At 65.2% G+C, this 16,839-nt stretch carries 12 protein-coding genes and 1 pseudogene; 11 read left to right on the plus strand and 2 right to left on the minus strand.

All coding sequences use genetic code 11. The features are described from left to right. Positions 1-94: 94 nt before the first annotated feature. From HMPREF2924_RS00935 to HMPREF2924_RS00950, 4 genes and pseudogenes are all read left to right on the plus strand, one after another. On the plus strand, positions 95-2,467 hold the full coding sequence (locus tag HMPREF2924_RS00935) for a type VI secretion system Vgr family protein (protein ID WP_003135835.1): 2,373 nt from the start codon (positions 95-97) through the stop codon (positions 2,465-2,467). Continuing rightward, a complete protein-coding gene (gene pldB, locus HMPREF2924_RS00940) occupies positions 2,464-4,701 on the plus strand; it encodes a type VI secrection system-dependent phospholipase D effector PldB (RefSeq protein ID WP_003135834.1) in 2,238 nt (745 codons plus the stop codon). The genes HMPREF2924_RS00935 and pldB overlap by 4 nt, the downstream gene beginning before the upstream one ends. Positions 4,702-4,704: 3 nt before the next feature. Beyond that, positions 4,705-5,577: a tetratricopeptide repeat protein gene (locus HMPREF2924_RS00945; protein WP_070700306.1), complete on the plus strand. Its 873-nt coding sequence runs from the start codon at positions 4,705-4,707 to the stop codon at positions 5,575-5,577. Positions 5,578-5,636: 59 nt separating this feature from the next. Continuing rightward, positions 5,637-6,457 (plus strand): annotated as a pseudogene (locus HMPREF2924_RS00950) (tetratricopeptide repeat protein). Positions 6,458-6,519: 62 nt separating this feature from the next. Here HMPREF2924_RS00950 and HMPREF2924_RS00955 read toward each other — a convergent pair. Continuing rightward, positions 6,520-7,476 carry a LysR family transcriptional regulator gene (locus HMPREF2924_RS00955; protein ID WP_003095930.1) on the minus strand — a complete coding sequence of 319 codons (957 nt, stop codon included), beginning with the start codon at positions 7,474-7,476 and terminating at the stop codon, positions 6,520-6,522. Between the two features lie 64 nt (positions 7,477-7,540). On the opposite strand from HMPREF2924_RS00955, the gene HMPREF2924_RS00960 reads away from it, so the two are divergent. Genes HMPREF2924_RS00960 through HMPREF2924_RS00970 form a run of 3 tightly spaced genes read left to right on the plus strand, consistent with a single transcriptional unit; the run spans position 7,541 to position 10,108 of the window. Then, positions 7,541-8,791: a D-amino acid dehydrogenase gene (locus HMPREF2924_RS00960; RefSeq protein ID WP_003135827.1), complete on the plus strand. Its 1,251-nt coding sequence runs from the start codon at positions 7,541-7,543 to the stop codon at positions 8,789-8,791. Positions 8,792-8,815: 24 nt separating this feature from the next. Then, positions 8,816-9,166: a RidA family protein gene (locus HMPREF2924_RS00965; protein WP_003095925.1), complete on the plus strand. Its 351-nt coding sequence runs from the start codon at positions 8,816-8,818 to the stop codon at positions 9,164-9,166. A gap of 42 nt (positions 9,167-9,208) precedes the next feature. After that, positions 9,209-10,108 (plus strand): transporter substrate-binding domain-containing protein, encoded by a 900-nt coding sequence (locus HMPREF2924_RS00970; RefSeq protein ID WP_003095923.1) that lies wholly within the window; start codon positions 9,209-9,211, stop codon positions 10,106-10,108. 4 nt (positions 10,109-10,112) lie between these two features. Here the strand turns inward: HMPREF2924_RS00970 and HMPREF2924_RS00975 are convergent, their stop codons facing one another. Beyond that, positions 10,113-10,589, minus strand: a complete 477-nt coding sequence (locus HMPREF2924_RS00975) for an NUDIX domain-containing protein (protein ID WP_003095920.1) — start codon at positions 10,587-10,589, stop codon at positions 10,113-10,115. 181 nt (positions 10,590-10,770) lie between these two features. Between HMPREF2924_RS00975 and pip the strand changes: the two genes are divergently transcribed. The 4 genes from pip (at position 10,771) to mdoH (ending at position 16,788) form a co-directional block, all read left to right on the plus strand. Beyond that, on the plus strand, positions 10,771-11,742 hold the full coding sequence (gene pip / locus HMPREF2924_RS00980) for a prolyl aminopeptidase (RefSeq protein WP_003095918.1): 972 nt from the start codon (positions 10,771-10,773) through the stop codon (positions 11,740-11,742). Continuing rightward, positions 11,739-12,176 carry a D-aminoacyl-tRNA deacylase gene (dtd, locus tag HMPREF2924_RS00985; protein ID WP_003095916.1) on the plus strand — a complete coding sequence of 146 codons (438 nt, stop codon included), beginning with the start codon at positions 11,739-11,741 and terminating at the stop codon, positions 12,174-12,176. Before pip ends, dtd begins: the two co-directional genes overlap by 4 nt. A gap of 456 nt (positions 12,177-12,632) precedes the next feature. After that, positions 12,633-14,210 (plus strand): glucan biosynthesis protein G, encoded by a 1,578-nt coding sequence (locus tag HMPREF2924_RS00990; RefSeq protein ID WP_003095915.1) that lies wholly within the window; start codon positions 12,633-12,635, stop codon positions 14,208-14,210. Beyond that, a complete protein-coding gene (gene mdoH, locus HMPREF2924_RS00995; RefSeq protein ID WP_003135824.1) occupies positions 14,203-16,788 on the plus strand; it encodes a glucans biosynthesis glucosyltransferase MdoH in 2,586 nt (861 codons plus the stop codon). Before HMPREF2924_RS00990 ends, mdoH begins: the two co-directional genes overlap by 8 nt. The last annotated feature ends 51 nt before the right edge of the window (positions 16,789-16,839 follow it).

A 16,839-nucleotide genomic window follows, 5' to 3' on the forward strand; every position in this document is an offset into this window, starting at 1 on the left:
CTCGGCCAGCATTTCCATCGCGCGGGCGCAGGCGCGTCGCGCCCGGAACCGAATACGCCAGGAACGCACGGCTGCGTTTCCAAGAGGACAGTGAATGTTCGCCCCCGCCAACCAGACGCACTTCAGCCTTCGCATCGAAAACCTCCGGCACGACTTCCAGGTACTCGCCTTCCGCGGTCGCGAAGCCATCAGCCAGCCCTTTCGCTTCGACCTGGAGCTGGTCAGCGAGCGATCCGATCTGGACCTCGACGCGCTGTTGCACCAGCCGGCCTTCCTGATCCTCTCGCCGAGCGGGCAAGGGGTCCACGGACAGCTCACCAGCATCGCCCAGGGGGACTCCGGCAAGCGCCTGACCGGCTATCGTGCGACCCTGGAGCCGCGCCTGGCCTACCTGGGGCTGTGCAGCGACCAACGCATCTTCCAGCGCCTCAGCGTGCCGGAAATCATCGGCCGGGTGCTGGAGGGCCACGGCATTCTCGCCGACGCCTACCGCTTCCAGCTGGGCCCGACGCCGTACCCGGCCCGCGAATACTGCACGCAGTACGACGAAACCGACCTGGCGTTCCTCAGCAGGCTCTGCGAGGAGGAAGGCATCCATTACCACCATGAGTTTTCTGCCCAGGGCCATATGCTGGTCTTCGGCGACGACCAGACCTCCTTTCCGCGGCTGCAACGCCCCGTCGCCTACGTGCAGGACGCTGGGCTGGTCGCCGACCAGCCGGTGGTCAAGCGCTTCGGCGTGCGCTTCGACACCCGTGCCAGCCGGGTTACCCGGCGCGACTACGACTTCGAGCAACCCGCGTTGCAGATGCAGGCCGCCCATGGCCCGCAGCCCGGGGCGCAGCAACCGGACCTGGAGGACTACGACTATCCCGGCCGCTTCACCCACCGCGAGCGCGGCAAGCACCTGAGCCGGCGCGCGCTGGAACGGCATCGCGCCGACTACCTACAGGCCAGGGGCGAAAGCGACGAACCGGCGCTGCTCAGCGGACACTTCCTGACGCTGTCCGCGCATCCCCGCGGCGAATGGAACGATCTCTGGCTGCTTACCGAGGTTCTCCACGAAGGGCGGCAGCCGCAGGTACTGGAAGAGTCGATCGACAGCGACGTCGCGCAGGGCCGGGGCGATTTCCGCCAGGGCTATCGCAACCGTTTCGTCGCCACTCCCTGGAGCGCGCATTTCCGCCCCCCGCTGGAGCATCCCAGGCCACGCGTGCTGGGCTGCCAGACAGCGGTCGTGACCGGCCCCGCTGGCGAGACCATCCACTGCGACCAATACGGCCGGGTCAAGGTGCAGTTCTTCTGGGATCGCCTCGGCCAGGCCGACGACAACACCAGTTGCTGGTTGCGCGTCGCCTCCAACTGGGCGGGCAAGCGCTATGGCGGCGTCGCCATCCCGCGGGTGGGCATGGAAGTCCTGGTGGGTTTCCTGGAGGGCGATCCGGATCAGCCGCTGGTCACCGGCTGCCTCTACCACGGCGAAAACCGGGTGCCCTACGAGCTGCCGCAGAACAAGACCCGCAGCGTTTTCAAGACCGACAGCTACCCCGGCGGCGGCGGTTTCAACGAACTGCGCATCGAGGACCGCAAGGGCCAGGAACAGATCTTCGTCCACGCCCAGCGCGACTGGGACGAGAACATCGAGCACGACCAGAAGATCCGCGTCGGCCACGAGCGCCACGACACGGTCGAGGGCGATAGCTACAGCGAGTTCAGGGCCGAGGAACAGCGCACGGTCCATGCCGACCGCAAGGTCGAACTGAAGGCGGCCGACCACCTCAGCGTCGCCGACGCGTTGCACCTGAGGATCGGCACCGGCCAGTTCGTCGAGGCGGGCGACGAGATCCATTTCAAGGCCGGCGACAAGGTAGTGATCGAGGCAGGCATGGAGCTGACCCTAAAGGGCGGTGGCAGCTTCGCCAGGCTCGACCCGGGCGGTGTCACCCTCGACGGCGCCCAGGTGATGATCAACAGCGGCGGCAGCCCCGGCATCGGTAGCGGCGTTCGCGCGCTGTCGCCGCTGCAACCGCTCGCGGCCGACGCCGCGGCGGCGGGAGGCGCCTTGTTGGGAGCCATCGCCCAGAAGATCGGCGAAGCGCCGCAGAAACTCCTGCGTTTCGAACTCAGTCCGTTGCCCGGCGTGCCATCGGCGGCCAGGCAACCGTATCGGCTCTACGCCAACGGTGCCCTCAAGGAGGAGGGCATCGCCGACGAAGGCGGCGCCATCAGCTTCGAACCGCTGCCGGGCGAACGCACCTATCGTATCGAGACGGCCAATGGCCACGCCTACGAAGTGGAGATGGTCGACCGGCCGGACGCACTGCAGGTCGACGATCGGCTCGCCCAACAGGGGTTCCGCGACTACCGGGCGGAAATGCCCCAGCACAAGCCGCGTTCCGCCCCGGACGCCTACCGGCGCGACGCCTCGCGGCCCGGCGCCGCCGACAAGGATGACCCCACGCCATGAGCGACCTGTACAAACCGCAGACCCTCAAGCTATACGCGCAACAGGCCGGCAGCGTCCGGCTGACCCTCGACTGGTTCGCCAACAAGGCTTTCTACCCGCCGCGCGCGGGTGTGCACATCAAGCCGCTGATCAATGGCCAGGCGGCCTTCGACGCGGTGCATGCGGCGATGGAAGCGGCCCGGCACAGCATCGACATCATCACCTGGGGCTTCGACCCGGCCATGCGTTTCAAACGCCCCGACGGACCGCGAATCGGCGAATTGCTGCAGACGAAGGGCCGCGAAGGGGTGCAGGCGCGGGTGCTGGTCTGGAGCAACCAGCTCGCCAGGCTCAAGGAAAACACCATCCCCGGGGCCGGCGTCGGCGGTTCCGGCGGCACCTGGGCGGGCTCGGGCGTCGCCAGCGGCAGCGCGGTGGACAACGAGGTGCTGCGACTGGAGCAGCGGCGCCAGCATAACCTCAACCTCATCGCGCGGCAGCAGGAAGCCCTGGAGCGCTCGGAACGGCTGCACCGCGAAGGCAGGCTGCCGAGCTTCGACCCGCGGGGCGCCGCCCACGCGCGGACGCGCATCGCCGAGCTGGAGGCGGAGAACGCCGAGATCCAGCGCACTCTCGACAGCTGCGGGGCCCAGGGCTACGGCGGCAAGCGCGGTTCCGGCGGCACCCGCCAGGATCCCTGGGGGCAGATATTCACCCGCGACTGGTTCAAGGCGGTACGCGGCGGTGGGTTGCAGAACGTCGAGTTCCGTACCCGCGACTTCGAGCAGACGGCCAGACCGGTGATGAACGGCGAGCAAGTGCGCCTCGTCAATGGGCGGCTGCAAAGCCTGATCCACCTGTTGCGCTCCGATGGCATCGACGACCTGGGCATCGGCCAGTTGCTGGTACTCACCCAGTTCGCCAGCCATCACCAGAAGATGGTCCTGGTCGACTATGGCAGCCCGCAGGCCATCGGCTTCGTCATGGGTCACAACATGCACCGCAACTACTGGGACACCAGCGCCCACCTGTTCGACGACCGCGCCGCCGGTCGCGATCCCGGGTTCGGGCCCTGGCAGGATATCTCCATGCAAGTCCAGGGACCGGTGCTGGCCGACCTCAGCCGCAACTTCAGCGAGGCCTGGGACCTCGAGACGCCGTGGTACAAGCGCTGGTTCTCGACGCCATCGCTGACCGCCGAGCGCGACGCCTTGCCGCTGCCGAAGATCGCCACGCCCGCCAGCAACAGCGTCGCGCAGATTTGCCGAACCCAGCCACAGGACGGCGAGCGCTCGATCCTGGAGCACTATCTCAAGGCCCTGGGCAATGCCACCGACTACGTCTACATGGAAAACCAGTACTTCCGTTATGCCGGCTTCGCCGAGCGCCTGCGGAAGACTGCGCAGGTGCGCAAGGCCCGGGGCGTGCCCGGCGACCTGTACCTGTTCGTCGTGACCAACACCCCCGACTCCAGCGACGCCTCGAAGACCACCTACGACATGATGAAAGGCCTGGGCCAGGAGCAACTGATGCCGCAGGTACAGCGCGACCTGGCGCATGACTTGCGGGAAAAGCGGGAGCAGTTGAAGCAGGTCAGGGAAAACCTACATCCCGATCCCTATGTCCGGCGCGGCCAGGAAAACAACATCGAACGGCTGGAGCGCAAGATCGAAGCGCTCGAACAGAAAGGCGTGACGCCGGAAGTCGAGCAACGCCTCGGCGGTCTTGGCGCGCAGGAGATTCCCGGACTGGCGAAGAACACCGGCGAGGACGACAAGCCCTATCAACTCGCCGAAGTACCCGGCCTCAAGGTGGTCGTCGCCACCCTGGCCACCAGCGACCCTGCCCCCGGCAGCCCGCCGCCAGGGCGCCTGTCCGCCGAAGCCGAGGCCGCCCTCGGGGCACCGCCGCTGAAGGCGCGCTACAAGCACATCTACGTGCACTCCAAGCTGCTGCTGGTGGACGACCTCTATACCCTGCTCAGCTCGGCCAATATCAATGTCCGCAGCATGCATAGCGACAGCGAGTTGGGGATTGCCCAGCCCAATCCGGATTTGGCGGGGGCGATGCGGGAGGAGTTGTGGGGGGCACATGCTTATGAAGTTGCCAAAACGATCGAAGACAACTTCGAACTGTGGAGTCAGAAGATGGATGATAACTGGAAGGCCCAAGTGGCAGATGAGCCTTTTACCTCGCACTTGCTGCGTTTCTGGGATGTCACCACGCCCTATAGTCCCAATCTTACGGTGGACTGAGTAATGCGAAGCTCTATTGGTCTATTCATTTTCCTGTTGAGTTTCGGAGTTCCTGCTATGGCCGACAGTAAGCCGTTCGTCTGTGTTAATGAGAAAGACCATTTACCACCTCTCGATCCCCAGGCCGATACCTGGTATCGGGAAGCAGTTGCGCTAGCTAAGCCTGACACCTTGCGTCCTTGGGGACGTATTGTGGACTTATACAGTAAGGCAGTTGAGCGTGGGCATTGGAAGGCGATGCATAATTTGGCGAATCTTTATCGCACGGGGTGGCCCGGAGGGGTAGAAAAAGATACGCAGAAGGCACTGGACCTCTATCAAAAAATGATCGATCTGGAGGTGCCCCAAGGGTTCTATGATATGGGAGCAATGATCGGCAATCGTGCAGGGGTCAAGAATCCTGCAACTGACGGGCTTACTTTTCTTGATAAGGCTGCTAGCCTAGGAAATCCGCCGGCACTAACCGAACTAGGTAAGCTTTATATATATGTGGCCAAAAAAAAGGATTTGGGGTTGGCGTATACTCACTGTGCTGCTAGCCAGGGCTATGCGCCGGCTAATTATGAGTTGGGAGCGTATTACAAGATAGTGGAGCACAATTTCCCAAAGGCACTGGTTTATTATCAGGCGTCAGTCTCTCAGGGGGGCAAGAGCGCGGCTTTTTTCCTATCACGAGTCTTCGGAAGTGAGACTCCTCCTGCAAGTGCAATGTGGTACGCCCCCGACGAAAAGTTGCGAGAAGCGTATTATTCAATCTACAAAAAGCTTGAGGCCGACCCTGACTTACGTTTCCCCCATCTGATAGAAGACCATCCTCTGCCTCCACATCCAACGCAAGGCTATGATGCCGATCGGCCTGACTGGAGGCCAGAGTGACAACTGTGCGGTGGATTATTGGTGCGTTGGTCGCATCCTGCTTCGCAGCGCTTCCTGTCATGGCTGTTAGCAAGCCTTTTGTCTGCGTTAACGAAAAGGACCATCTACCCCCTCTGGACCCGCAGGCCGATGCTTGGTATCGCGAAGCGGCGACCCTGGCCAAGCCCGATACCTTGCGTCCGTGGCCTCGTATCGTCGGGTTGTACAGCAAGGCGGCCGAGCGCGGCCACTGGAAGGCCATGCACAACCTGGCGAATCTTTATCGTACAGGGTGGCCCGGAGGAGTAGAAAAAGATACGCAGAAGGCATTGGATCTCTATCAAAAGATGATAGATCTGGATGTGCCTCAGGGGTTCTATGATATGGGAGCAATGATTGGAAATCGCGCAGGGGTTAAAAACCCTGCAACTGACGGACTTACTTTTCTTGATAAGGCTGCTAGCCTAGGAAATCCGCCGGCACTAACCGAACTAGGTAAGCTTTATATATATGTGGCCAAAAAAAAGGATTTGGGGTTGGCGTATACTCACTGTGCTGCTAGTCAGGGTTATGCGCCGGCTAGTTATGAGCTGGGGCGTATTACAAGATAGTAGAGCACAATTTCCCAAAGGCACTTGTTTATTATCAGGTGTCAGTCTCTCAGGGGGGCAAGAGCGCGGCTTTTTTCCTATCACGAGTCTTCGGAAGTGAGACTCCTCCTGCAAGTGCAATGTGGTACGCCCCCGACGAAAAGTTGCGAGAAGCGTATTATTCAATCTACAAAAAGCTTGAAGCTGACCCCGACTTACGTTTCCCCAATCTGATAGAGGACTATCCTCTGCCTCCTCACCCGACCCAAGGCTACGACGTGGACCGCCCAGACTGGAAGCCGGAGCGGTAAGTACGCTAGGCGTGGGCCAGAACGACGTCCAAGGTTTCCAGCGGCAGGCCAGGCGGCAAATGCTACATCTGCACGGCCCGCAAACGCTCCTCGGCCTGGCGGGCGAGCATCCGCAGCAGCGGAGCGAGGGTGTGCGGCGGGGTTTCGTCGGCGCGGGTGATGGCGTAGAGGGTGACCGGGAAGGCCGGGCTCAATGGGCGGATCGCGGTGCTGTGCGGGTCGGCGCCGAGGGCGGTGAAGGGATCGACCAGCGCCAGGCCGGCCCCAGCCTCCACCAGGGCGCGGGCGAGGGCGTAGGTCTGCACGGCGATCTTCACCTGTGGCGGTGGCTCCACGGCGCTGAGGTAATCCTCCAGGCGGGCGAACAGCGGGTCGGCGGTGGACAGCCCGATCAGCGCTTCGCCGGCCAGCCCGGCCAGGCTCAGCGGCTGCCGGCGTTCCGCTTCGGGCCAGTGTTCGCGCGGCGCCAGGGCCACCAATACGCCGCTGGCGATGGCTTCGCCGCGCAGGCCGGGGTGTTCCGGCTGCTTCAGGCTCAGGGCCAGGTCCAGTTCGCGCATCAGCAGGCCCTGCACCAGCTCGCGCGAATGCAAGGTGGCCAGTTCGCAGCCGCTCTGCGGATAGCGCGCGCTCCATTCGCCGATCGCCCGCGGCAGCAGCGACAGCGCCAGGGCCGGGGTGGCGCCGATGCGCAGGCTGTGGCCCGGCTGGCGCCGCAGGTTCTGCGCCAGGCGCCGCACGGCCTGCAGGCTATCGCTGAGCTTGGCCACTTCTCGCTCCAGTTCCAGCGCTTCCGGAGTCGCCAGCAGCTTGCCGCGCACTCGCAAGAACAGCGGGAAGCCCAGTTGCTGCTCGGCGTGCTGCAGGACCTTGCTCACCGCCGGTTGGGACACGTGCAGCAACTGTGCGGCGCCGCTGACCGAGCCAGCCTGGCGGATCGCCTGGAACACTTCGATATGGCGGAGCTTCATCGGCGCGAGCCCATAACCTGGATTTATACCCTGGCCATCTTTATTCATTGTCCTACCGCTGTCATCCGCGCCTATCGTCGAAGCCCTGGAAAACACCTGGATAACGATTGTCATGGCTCAGCGGGTTTGCATCATCGGCGCCGGCGTGGTCGGCCTGGCCACGGCCTACGCCCTGGTTCGCGAAGGGTTCGACGTGACCCTGGTGGAAGCGCGCGAGCGGGGCGGGCTGGAAACCAGCTACGCCAATGGCGGGCAGTTGTCCTATCGCTACGTGGCGCCATTGGCCGACAGCGGCGTGCCGGCCCAGGCGCTCGGCTGGCTGCTGCGCAATGATGCGCCGTTGCGCCTGCGGCCGCGCCTTGATCCGGCGCAGTGGCGCTGGCTGCTGGGCTTCCTCGCGGCCTGCCGCGGCTCGCTGAACCGCCGCAATGCCGCGCACCTGCTGCGCCTGGCATTGCTCAGCCAGCGCACCCTGCAGGCCTGGCGCGAGGAGGATGGCCTCGATGGCTTCGACTGGCGGCGCAACGGCAAGCTGGTGGCGTTTCGCCAACCGGCCAGCTTTGCGCGGGCCCGCCAGGGTCTGGCCGATCCTTCGGCGCAATTCGTCCTGACCGCCGCCGAGTGCCTCGCGCTGGAGCCGGCCCTGTCCGCCGCGCCCTTCGTCGGCGGCATCCACACGCCGGACGAGGAGGTCGCCGACTGCCATGCCTTCTGCGTGCAACTTGCCGAGCGCCTGCAGGCTTCCGGACATTGCCGGCAACTGCATGGCCGCAGGGTGACGAAGATCGTCGAGGGCGGCGCGGCGGTGCGTGGCGTCGAGGTCGGCGGCGATCTCATCGAGGCCGATCATGTGGTGCTGGCTGCCGGCTACCGCAGCGCCGAATTGATGCTGCCGGGCCTGCGCCTGCCGCTATACCCGCTCAAGGGCTATAGCCTGACCCTGCCGGTCGGCGCGCAGCACCGTGCGCCGGATACCAGCATCACCGATTACGACCGCAAGATCGTCTACGCGCGGATCGGCGAGCGGCTGCGGATCGCCGCGATGGTCGACATCGTCGGCTTCGACCCCGGCCTCGAGCCCGCGCGCCTGGCACTGCTGCGCCAGCAGGCGCGGGACACGTTCCCGCAGGGCGGCGATTTCGACGCCGCCGTCGAATGGGCCGGCATGCGCCCGGCCACGCCCACCGGGGTACCGCTGGTGGGCAACGGCGGCTACCGCAACCTCTGGCTCAACCTCGGCCACGGCGCGCTCGGCTTCACCCTGGCCTGCGGCAGCGCGCGCCTGCTGGCCGAGCAGATCGGCCGCCGCCCGCCGAGCATCGATACCACTGGCCTGCTGCCGCGCGGCGCGCTGGCTGGCTGATCCCCCCTCGACTGGAGCACTCCCATGGAACCGACCCGTATCGCCACCAACGACCGCCTGTCCGCCGCGGTCTGCTTCGACGCCCTGGTATTTCTTTCCGGCCAGGTGCCGGGCCAGGCCGAGGATATCCATGGCCAGACCCGCGAGGTGCTGGCGAAGATCGACGCGCTGCTGGCCGAGGCCGGGTCGCGCAAGGAGCGTATCCTCAGCGCGACCATCTACCTGAAGGACATCGCCCGCGATTTCGCCGCCCTGAACGAGGTCTGGACCCAGTGGTTGCCGACCGGCCAGGCGCCCAGCCGGACCACCGTCCAGGCGGAGCTGGCGCGTCCGTCGGTGCTGGTGGAGATCACCGTGGTGGCGGCCAGGGGCTGACTTACTTTCCATAGCCATAAGAAAAAAGAGGCAGAACCTCCGATGAAAACCCTTGTATCCAGCACCCTCGCACTCTCCCTGTCGCTCGCCATCGGCGCCGCGCAGGCCGAGGAACTCAGCGGCACCCTGAAGAAGGTTGCCGACAACGGCACGATAACCCTGGGTTATCGCGATGCCTCGGTGCCTTTCTCCTACCTTGGCGATAACAGCGGCCAGCCCATGGGCTATTCGGTGGAACTGGCCGGCAAGGTGGTGGAGCGGCTCAAAAGCACCCTCGGCAAGCCGGAACTCAAGGTGAAGTACAACCTGGTCACTTCGCAGACTCGCATCCCGCTGGTGCAGAACGGCACCGTCGACCTGGAGTGCGGCTCCACCGGGGTCACCGCCGAGCGGCAGAAACAGGTGGCGTTCTCCTACGGCTTCATCTACGTCAAGGGCCAGTTGCTGACCCGCAAGGACAGCGGCATCGCCCACTTCGACGACCTCAAGGGCAAGAACGTGGTGACCACCGCCGGCACCACCAACGAGCGCTACCTGAAGAACTACAACGCCGAACACAAGCTGGGGATGAACGTGGTCAGCGCCAAGGACCACGGCGAAGCCTTCCAGATGCTGCAATCGGGTCGCGCGGTGGCCTTCTACATGGACGATGCGCTGCTCTACGGCGAACGCGCCAAGGCGCGCCAGCCGCACGACTGGGTGGTGGTCGGCGAGCCGCAATCGCGGGAGATCTACAGCTGCATGGTGCGCAAGGACGACCCGCAGTTCCTTGCCCTGGTCAACGAGACCCTGGCCGGGCTGTATCGCTCGGGCGAGATACAGGGCATCTACCAGCGCTGGTTCCAGCAGCCGATCCCGCCCAAGGGGTTGAACCTGGAGTTCCCCATGACCGCGGAGCTGAAGGCGATCCTCGAGAACCCCACCAGCGATCCGGTGCAGTGAGCGTCTAGCGCTGCAGGCCGAGGTGGCGGATCGATGGCGTCGGCGCGTCCAGGCGCGACCAGACGTCGTCGGCCAGTTCGGCCGGATAGAAAGACGGCAGGCCAGGCAATTCGTCGCGGGCGATCCAGCCGACCTCGCGGATATCGAACTCGTCGCCGCCCAGGCCCTTCAGGTTGGCCAAGGTCGGCTCGCCACGCCAGGCGTCGATGCGGTAGAACAGCTCCATGTGGAAGCGCCCGGCGGCGGGTTCGGCGAATTCGCGCACGTAGACCAGCGGGCCGACGTCCACCCGCAGGCCGGTCTCCTCGAAAAACTCGCGCCGGACGGTATCCTTCGTCGATTCGTCGCATTCCGACTCGAAGCCGCCGCCGGGCGGAATCCAGTAGATGTCGCCGCCGACCTCGTGGCGGACCAGCAGGATGCGTTGCTCCACCACCAGCAGGCCGGCGGCGCGGATACGGTGTCGCAAGGCCTCGGCCATGCTCGCTCTCCCGGCGCCAGGCGCCGTTGCTTGGATTGATGGTTTCCTGTCTACCGGGGCGGACATGAAAGCCGCTCGGTTTTTTTCCCGGCGCCGAAGTATCATGCGCGGCAGAGCAAAGGACGGGCCCCGCTGTCGACGTTTGCGCCGGGGGCCGAACACATCGCCTCGGGAGCGCATCATGCTAGTTCTGTATCCGGAAATTAAACCCTACGCTCGCCACGAGCTGGCCGTCGACGAACCGCATGTGCTGTATGCCGACGAAAGCGGTTCGCCGGACGGACTGCCGGTCGTTTTCGTCCACGGCGGCCCCGGCTCCGGTTGCGATGCCCTGTCGCGTCGCTTCTTCGATCCCAACCTCTACCGTATCGTCACCTTCGACCAGCGCGGTTGCGGCCGTTCCACGCCCCACGCCAGCCTGGAGAAGAACAGCACCTGGGAGCTGGTGGCGGACATGGAGCGCCTGCGCGAGCACCTGGGTATCGAGAAGTGGGTGCTGTTCGGCGGTTCCTGGGGCTCGACCCTGTCGCTGGCCTACGCGCAGACCCATCCCGAGCGGGTCCATGCGCTGATCCTGCGCGGCATCTTCCTCTGCCGTCCGCAGGACATCCACTGGTTCTACCAGGAAGGCGCCAGCCGCCTGTTCCCCGACTATTGGGAAGACTATGTCGCGCCGATCCCGCCGGAAGAGCGCGGCGACCTGCTGGCGGCCTTCCACAAGCGCCTGACCGGTAGCGACCAGATCGCCCAGATGCACGCCGCCAAGGCCTGGTCGACCTGGGAGGGCCGCACCGCCACGCTGCGCCCCAACCCCATGGTGGTGGACCGCTTCACCGAGCCGGGCAGGGCGCTGTCGATCTCGCGCATCGAGAACCACTTCTTCGTCAACCAGGGCTTCCTCAGGCCCAACCAGTTGCTCGAGGACATGCACCGCATCGCCCATCTGCCTGGCGTGATCGTGCATGGCCGCTACGACGCCATCTGTCCGCTGGACAATGCCTGGGCCCTGCACCAGGCCTGGCCGAACAGCGAACTGCAGATCATCCGCGACGCCGGGCACACCGCCAGCGAGCCGGGGATAGTCGATGCGCTGGTGCGCGCCACCAACGAGATCGGCCGGCGACTGCTCGACCTGCCGCCGGAGGCCGAATGAAGGCATTGCTGCAGCGCGTCGGCGCGGCGCGGGTGGAGGTTGGCGGCGAAATCGTCGGCTCCATCGATCGCGGCCTGCTGGTGCTGGTCGGGGTCGAGCCCGAGGATGGCGAGCGTTGCGCGGCGAAGATGCTGCACAAGCTGCTCAACTACAGGGTGTTCGGCGACGACGAGGGCAAGATGAACCGGTCCTTGCTGGACGTGCAGGGCGGCTTGCTGCTGGTCTCGCAATTCACCCTGGCGGCGAACACCCGCAGCGGACTGCGTCCGAGCTTCTCCAGCGCGGCGCCGCCGGCGCAAGGAGAGACGGTGTTCGAGCACCTGGTGAAACTGGCGCGGGAGGCCTATCCGCAGGTGGCGACCGGGCGTTTCGGCGCCGACATGCAGGTGCACCTGGTCAACGACGGGCCGGTGACCTTCCTGCTGGAGAGTTGATCGGCGTCGAGGGGATTGTCCCCAAGGTGCTTCAGGGAGGGATGGCGGGGCCGGAACGGTGAATTTTTGTGACAGATACATGGCCTTTTGTCACAACCTCGGTGCATCATCCGCACGCCGATTTCATGCTGTACAGGACAGGCCGGCCGGCATCCCGATGCCGGGCGGGGCGTCCTGCAACCCAATGGACGGGAATCATTCCGCCCGGGCAGGGTCGGAACCTCTGGGGTCGCTAGCCGACGAGCGGCATGCCCCCTGGTTTTCCAGGCCCGGTGCACGTAACGCGAATGACTGGAAACAGGCATTCTTTTTGTCAGATCGCGCCAAATCTGGCTATCTATCGGGTTTGGCAGCGAATGTGGCGAAACCATGTTCGACCGGCACTCCGGTGCCGTCGGAGACCCCTGAACGGTCAGGGCGTCTTCAGTAATTCATGTTCACGGACGAGGGGGCCTCGTGATTTTCCGTTCCGTTTCAAACACCGATTTCCGCGCCCGCGTGCGCACCCTGCTGCTTGCCGGCTCGACCGCGCTGGCATTCGTCGCCGCCCCGGTATGGGCGTTCAGCATCGACGACGTGGCGAGCAAGGCCAAGGACCTGGCCGGCGACAAGTATTCCGCGCCGACCAGCAACCTGCCATCGGAATTCAGCGAAATGAAATTCGCCGATTACCAGCAGATCCGTTTCATCAACGAGCGCGCCTACTGGGGCAAGCTGAAGACGCCGTTCAAGCTGAGCTTCTATCACCAGGGCATGCACTTCGACACGCCGGTGAAGATCAACGAGGTGACCGCTACCACGGTCAAGCCGATCAAGTACGATCGCACCAAATTCGATTTCGGATCCCTGAAGTTCGACGAGAATGCCACCAAGGATCTCGGCTATGCCGGTTTCCGCGTGCTCTATCCGATCAACAAGGCCGACAAGCAGGACGAGATCGCCACCTTCCTTGGCGCGAGCTACTTCCGCGTGGTCGGCAAGGGCCAGGTCTACGGTCTGTCGGCGCGCGGCCTGGCGATCGATACCGCGCTGCCTTCGGGCGAAGAGTTCCCGCGCTTCCGCGAATTCTGGATCGAGCGGCCGAAGGCGCAGGACAAGCAACTGGTGATCTACGCCCTGCTCGACTCGCCGCGGGCCACCGGCGCCTACCGCTTCGTGCTGCGTCCGGGCAAGGATGCGGTGATGGATGTCCAGGCCCGCGTGTTCCTCCGCGACAAGGTCAGCAAACTGGGCCTGGCGCCGCTGACCAGCATGTACCTGTTCGGCTCCAACCAGCCGTCCGAGCAGCACAACTTCCGGCCCGAGCTGCATGACTCCAGCGGTCTGCAGATCCATGCCGGCAACGGCGAGTGGCTGTGGCGTCCGCTGAACAATCCGAAGCACCTGTCGGTGAGCACCTTCAGCGTCGAGAACCCGAAAGGCTTCGGCCTGCTCCAGCGCGGCCGCGAGTTCTCCCGCTACGAAGACCTGGACGACCGCTACGACCTGCGTCCGAGTGCCTGGATCGAGCCGAAGGGCGACTGGGGCAAGGGCACCGTGGAACTGGTGGAAATCCCGACCCCGGACGAAACCAACGACAATATCGTCGCGTTCTGGAACCCCGAGACCCAGCCTGAGGTCGGAAAGCCGCTGGACTTCGCCTACCGCCTGCACTGGACCATGGATGAAGACGAGCTGCACGACCCGAAATCCTCCTGGGTCAAGCAGACCATGCGCTCGGTCGGCGACGTGAAGCAGAAGAACCTGATCCGCCAGCAGGACGGCAGCACCGCCCTGGTCGTCGACTTCGAAGGGCCGGCCCTGAAGGACCTGGCGCCGGACGCGCCGGTGACCACCCAGGTCAGCACCGACAGCAACGCCGAGGTGGTGGAGAACAGCCTGCGTTACAACCCGGTCCTGAAAGGCTGGCGCCTGACGCTGCGGATCAAGGTCAAGGATCCGAAGAAGCCGGTGGAAATGCGCGCGGCGCTGGTCGACGAGGCGCAGAAGCCACTGAGCGAAACCTGGAGCTATCAGCTGCCTGCCGATGAATAACCCATCCACTACGAAAGCACCGCTGGCCGACTACCTCGCTCATCTTCCCCTGGCGGAAGAGGAGCGGGAGCGACTTGGCGAGTCCGCTTCCTTCTCCGAGCTGCACGCTCGCCTGGCGGGAGCGGAAGGCGCCGCTGCCGATGCCGGGGGCGATCCCGCCCTGGCCTCGGTACGCGCCCGCCTGCAGCTGGGCACCCCTGAGCTGGACGACGCCGAGATGTTCGGCGTCGACGCCCAGGGTCGCACCTTCCTCAAGATTTCCCCGCCGATCCGCCGTACCAAGGTGATTCCCGAGCCCTGGCGCACCAACATCCTGGTGCGCGGCTGGCGTCGGCTGACCGGACGCAGCAACCCGCCCAAGCCCAAGCGTGCCCTGCCGCGGGCCCGCTGGCAGCGGGTCGGCTCGCTGCGCCGGTTCATCCTGCTGTTGTTGATGCTGGCGCAGACCTCGGTCGCCACCTACTACATGAAAGGCATCCTGCCCTACCAGGGCTGGGCCTTCGTCGACCTGGAGGAACTGGCCCAGCAGAGCCTGCTGGATACCGTCCAGCAGGTGCTGCCCTATGTCATCCAGTTCGGCATCCTGGCGCTCTTCGCGATCCTCTTCTGCTGGGTCTCGGCCGGCTTCTGGACCGCGCTGATGGGCTTCTGGGAGCTGCTCACCGGGCGCGACCGCTACCGGATCTCCGGCAGCAGCGCCGGCAGCGAGCCGATCGCCGCCGACGCCCGCACGGCGATCGTCATGCCGATCTGCAACGAAGACGTGCCGCGGGTATTCGCCGGCCTGCGGGCGACCGTCGAGTCGATGGCCGCCACCGGCGAGATGGAACGCTTCGACTTCTTCGTCCTCAGCGACACCAACGACCCGGATATCGCCGTCGCCGAGCAGCAGGCCTGGCTCGAGCTGTGCCGCGAGACCAAGGGCTTCGGCAAGATCTTCTACCGTCGCCGCCGGCGCCGGGTGAAGCGCAAGAGCGGCAACATCGACGACTTCTGCCGGCGCTGGGGCGGCGACTACCGCTACATGGTGGTGATGGACGCCGACAGCGTGATGAGCGGCGACTGCCTGGCCAAGCTGGTGCGCCTGATGGAGGCCAATCCTGAGGCGGGGATCATCCAGACCGCGCCGAAGGCGTCCGGCATGGACACCCTGTATGCGCGCATGCAGCAGTTCGCCACCCGCGTCTACGGCCCGCTGTTCACCGCCGGCCTGCACTTCTGGCAACTCGGCGAGTCGCACTACTGGGGCCACAACGCGATCATCCGCATGCAGCCCTTCATCGACCACTGCGCCCTGGCGCCGTTGCCGGGCAAGGGCTCGTTCGCCGGCGCGATCCTGTCCCACGACTTCGTCGAGGCTGCGCTGATGCGCCGTGCCGGCTGGGGCGTGTGGATCGCCTACGACCTCGACGGCAGCTACGAAGAACTGCCGCCGAACCTGCTCGACGAACTCAAGCGCGACCGCCGCTGGTGCCACGGCAACCTGATGAACTTCCGCCTGTTCCTGGTCAAGGGCATGCACCCGGTGCACCGCGCGGTGTTCCTCACCGGGGTCATGTCCTACCTGTCGGCGCCGTTGTGGTTCTTCTTCCTGGTGCTTTCCACCGCGCTGCTGGCGGTGCACCAGCTGATGGAGCCGCAGTACTTCCTGGAACCGCGGCAGTTGTTCCCGATCTGGCCGCAGTGGCATCCGGAGAAGGCCATCGCGTTGTTCTCCACCACCCTGACCCTGTTGTTCCTGCCCAAGCTGCTCAGCGTAATGCTGATCTGGGCCAAGGGCGCCAAGGGTTTCGGCGGGGTGATCCGAGTGACCCTGAGCATGCTCCTGGAGATGTTCTTCTCGGTGCTGCTGGCGCCGGTGCGCATGCTCTTCCACACCCGCTTCGTGCTGGCCGCCTTCCTCGGCTGGTCGGTGCAGTGGAACTCGCCGCAGCGCGACGACGACGCCACGCCCTGGAGCGAGGCGATCCGCCGGCACGGCATGCAGACCCTGCTAGGTATCGCCTGGACCCTGCTGGTGGCCTGGCTCAACCCGCGCTTCCTGTGGTGGCTGTCGCCGATCGTCGGTTCGCTGATCCTGTCTATCCCGGTATCGGTGATCTCCAGTCGGGTGAAGCTGGGCCTGCGCGCCCGCGATGAAAAGCTGTTCCTGATCCCGGAGGAGTACGACACGCCGCGCGAGCTGCGCGCCACCGACGAGTACACCTACGAGAACCGCTGGCATGCGCTCAAGGATGGCTTCCTCAAGGCCGCCGTCGATCCGTTGCTCAACGCCCTGGCCTGCGCCATGGGCACGGCTCGCCACAACCGTGCGCAAGCCATCGAGACGGTGCGCGGCGAGCGTATCGGCAAGGCCATCGAGAAGGGCCCGGAACAGCTCGACGGCGCCACGCGCCTGGCCCTGTTGAGTGACCCGGTAGCACTTTCGCGCCTGCATACGCGGGTCTGGGAAGAGGACCGCGACGACTGGCTCGGCCGCTGGCGCAAGGCCGAGGCGGACGACCCCCACGCCGCCAGCGTACCGCTGGCCCAGGTAGTGCCCGGCGACGCCGGCCTGCTGCCCGCCGCCCAGTCCTGATCCCATGCCCCCGGCGGAACGCCGCCGGGGGCATGGTCTGTTTCTTGCCTG

The sequence above is a fragment of the Pseudomonas sp. HMSC063H08 genome, assembly GCF_001813645.1.
Lineage (GTDB): Bacteria > Pseudomonadota > Gammaproteobacteria > Pseudomonadales > Pseudomonadaceae > Pseudomonas > Pseudomonas aeruginosa.

What these genes read in the sequence shown, in the direction of transcription:
- HMPREF2924_RS00960 (WP_003135827.1), top strand. Translation starts at nt 7,541, where the DNA reads ATGGCTCAGCGGGTTTGCATCATCGGCGCCGGCGTGGTCGGCCTGGCC.
- HMPREF2924_RS00955 (WP_003095930.1), bottom strand. Translation starts at nt 7,476, where the DNA reads ATGAATAAAGATGGCCAGGGTATAAATCCAGGTTATGGGCTCGCGCCG.
- HMPREF2924_RS00970 (WP_003095923.1), top strand. Translation starts at nt 9,209, where the DNA reads ATGAAAACCCTTGTATCCAGCACCCTCGCACTCTCCCTGTCGCTCGCC.
- HMPREF2924_RS00945 (WP_070700306.1), top strand. Translation starts at nt 4,705, where the DNA reads ATGCGAAGCTCTATTGGTCTATTCATTTTCCTGTTGAGTTTCGGAGTT.
- dtd (WP_003095916.1), top strand. Translation starts at nt 11,739, where the DNA reads ATGAAGGCATTGCTGCAGCGCGTCGGCGCGGCGCGGGTGGAGGTTGGC.
- mdoH (WP_003135824.1), top strand. Translation starts at nt 14,203, where the DNA reads ATGAATAACCCATCCACTACGAAAGCACCGCTGGCCGACTACCTCGCT.
- HMPREF2924_RS00935 (WP_003135835.1), top strand. Translation starts at nt 95, where the DNA reads ATGTTCGCCCCCGCCAACCAGACGCACTTCAGCCTTCGCATCGAAAAC.
- HMPREF2924_RS00965 (WP_003095925.1), top strand. Translation starts at nt 8,816, where the DNA reads ATGGAACCGACCCGTATCGCCACCAACGACCGCCTGTCCGCCGCGGTC.
- pldB (WP_003135834.1), top strand. Translation starts at nt 2,464, where the DNA reads ATGAGCGACCTGTACAAACCGCAGACCCTCAAGCTATACGCGCAACAG.
- HMPREF2924_RS00975 (WP_003095920.1), bottom strand. Translation starts at nt 10,589, where the DNA reads ATGGCCGAGGCCTTGCGACACCGTATCCGCGCCGCCGGCCTGCTGGTG.
- pip (WP_003095918.1), top strand. Translation starts at nt 10,771, where the DNA reads ATGCTAGTTCTGTATCCGGAAATTAAACCCTACGCTCGCCACGAGCTG.